This is a genomic window from Candidatus Protofrankia californiensis (genome assembly GCF_900634765.1).
GTDB classification, from domain to species: domain Bacteria; phylum Actinomycetota; class Actinomycetes; order Frankiales; family Frankiaceae; genus Protofrankia; species Protofrankia californiensis.
In genome coordinates, this window is the sequence record NZ_CAAAFT010000448.1 from 1 (window position 1) to 2,540 (window position 2,540).

The following is a 2,540-nucleotide window of genomic DNA, read 5'->3' on the forward strand; positions in this document are numbered from 1 at the left end:
GCCTTCCACGGCCTTCCACGGCCTTCCACGGCCTTCCACGGCCCAGGCTGTCCGAGCGTCCGCGGCCCGGCCTGCCCCGGCGCACCTGGTGTCTGACGGCACCTGGTGTGTGACGACCACACGCCGTCTGACCGCCTGGCGTCCGGCCCGCCCGGCCCGGTCAGGCTGGACGCCAGGCACGGTGCAGGGCCACGATGCCGCCGGTGAGGTTGCGCCAGCCCACCTGAGTCCAGCCGGCACCGGCAATGTGACCGGCAAGGGTCGGCTGGTCCGGCCAGGCCCGGATCGACTCGGCCAGGTAGACGTAGGCGTCCGGGCTGCTGCTGACCACCCGGGCGAGGCCGGGCAGCGCTCGCATCAGGTACTCCATGTAGACCGTGCGCCACGGCGCCCAGGTCGGACGGCTGAACTCGCAGACCACCAGGCGTCCGCCGGGACGGGTCACCCGCGCCAGTTCTGCCAGGCACGCCTCGACGTCGACCACGTTACGCAGGCCGAACGAGATCGTCACGCGGTCGAAGGAGGCCTCCGCGAACGGCAGCGCGAGCCCGTCCCCGGCGACCAGTGCGACCGTGCCGCCACCGGAGGCAGCCGGGCGGTGACGCAGGCGCCTGCGCCCGACCCTGAGCATGCCCAGGGAGAAGTCGCAGGCCACGACCGAGGCTCCGTGGGCTGCGAACGCCCACGACGAGGTACCGGTGCCAGCGGCCAGATCCAGCACCCGAAGTCCTGGACGCAGCTCCAGCGCATCTGCGGTGGCGCTGCGCCAGGTCCGGTCCAGACCGGCCGAGAGCACCGCGTTGGTGAGGTCGTAGCGACGCGCGACACCGTCGAACATGGCCGCGACCTCCTCCGGCCGCTTCTCCGGTCCGGCCACGCGCACCGGGGCCACGCTTCCCGTACCTCCTCTGCTTCCTGGGCTTCCCGTACCTCCCGGGCTTCCCGGTACGGCGTTCACTGCGGTACCACCGCGGTTCCGGTACCGCCGACGGACCCGGACCCGACCGGGGGTGCGGTCGCGGACCCGGACGCGGTGACGGGCAGGGAGCCGGGTGCGGTGACACCGGCGGCCAGCGGATCCGTCCGGGCGGCCGTGGCCAGCGCCACCTGCACGGCGTCCCAGTCGGTCCCGGCCCCGATCGCCGCCAGCCGCTGTCGCGTCGGGGAGTCACACAGCGCACCGGCGACTCCGGCCTCGTACAGGTCACGGGCGGATACGCCCAAGGCCGCGGCCACCGCGTGCTCACGGCCGAGATCGGTGTCGAACATGGCCGGATCGTCGGTCGCCAGCGAGCAGCGCACCCCCGCGTCGACCAGCGCGGGCAGGGGATGCAGAGAAAGATCTGTCACCGAACGTGTCCGCAGGTTGGACACCGGACACACGTCCAGGACGACGTCCCGCTCGACCAGTTCGGCCACGAGATCGGGATCGTCCAGGGCTCGGATGCCGTGGCGGATGCGGCGCGCGCCCAGGGCGTCCAGCGCACCACGGATCGAGGCCGGCCCGCTGCTCTCACCCGCGTGGGGGACGGCGGCCAGACCACCGTCGGCGGCAATGGCGAACGCCCGTGCGTACGGTTCGGGCGGATGGTTGGCCTCCGGTCCGCCCAACCCCAGGCCGACGATCCCCCGGTCGCGGAACCGGACCGCCTGGCGCGCCACCTCGCAGGCGGCCTCCGGCGGCAGGACACGGTCGACGTCAGGGGTGAGGCTCATGTGCAGGCCGAACCGTTCGCGGGCCTCGGCCACCCCGTCGGCATATCCGTTGAAGATTTCCTCCCAGGAGATCCCGCGCTGGACGCGGAACCACGGAGAGAAGATCCCCTCGACGTAGACCGCGCCGTGCGCGGACGCCTCGGCCGCGTAGTCGACGACGGCCTGACGGAAGTCCTCGGCGGTGCGCATCACGTGCGTGGTGAGGACCCAGATCTCGATGAAGTGGTCGAAGTCCCGAAAACGGTACAGCTCGGTGAGGCTCTCGACCGTCGTCGCCGGTAACGACTCCCCGTTACGCCGGGCCATCGCCAGCAATGTCGCCGGGCGGACGGTGCCCTCCAGGTGAACATGAAGTTCGATCTTCGGTCCAGTGGACACGGTCACCCCGACAGGCTAGCCGGCACCTCGGGCACGGGTTCATGGGCGGCGAGGCGGTAACCCGGTCACACCGGCCAGTGGCGCCGCTGCATGCCTGAACGCCCTACATAGCTGGATAGCCTACGTAGCCGGATGCCCTACGTAGCGGAGACGATCGGCAGAGCGGTCGAGGAGAAGTGTGAGACCACCCGGTCGTCCACGGGGTCCTGCGACGGATCACGGTGTACGACCAGGTGCCGGTAGAGGGTGTCACGCTGCGCCGGGATCCGGTCGGCCGCGCGGATCAGGTGGATGAGCTCGGCCCGGTTGGTCCGGTGCCGGGCACCGGCAGAGGACACCACGTTCTCCTCCAGCATGACCGAGCCCAGGTCGTCCGCGCCCATGTGCAGGGTGAGCTGGCCGACCTCCTTGCCGGTCGTCAACCAGGAGCCCTGCAGGTGCGCGAC

At 71.4% G+C, this 2,540-nt stretch carries 2 protein-coding genes and 1 pseudogene; all 3 read right to left on the minus strand.

From position 1 onward, the window contains the following. Positions 1 to 160: 160 nt before the first annotated feature. Positions 161 to 838 (minus strand): demethylmenaquinone methyltransferase, encoded by a 678-nt coding sequence (locus tag DD1DGNOD_RS23305; protein WP_430827857.1) that lies wholly within the window; start codon positions 836 to 838, stop codon positions 161 to 163. A gap of 116 nt (positions 839 to 954) precedes the next feature. Next, entirely contained in the window at positions 955 to 2,094 is a 1,140-nt protein-coding gene (gene add, locus DD1DGNOD_RS23310) for an adenosine deaminase (protein WP_241251800.1), read from the minus strand. A 137-nt stretch (positions 2,095 to 2,231) separates the two neighbouring features. Next, positions 2,232 to 2,540: pseudogene (locus DD1DGNOD_RS23315) on the minus strand (cyclic dehypoxanthinyl futalosine synthase); the annotation flags it as partial.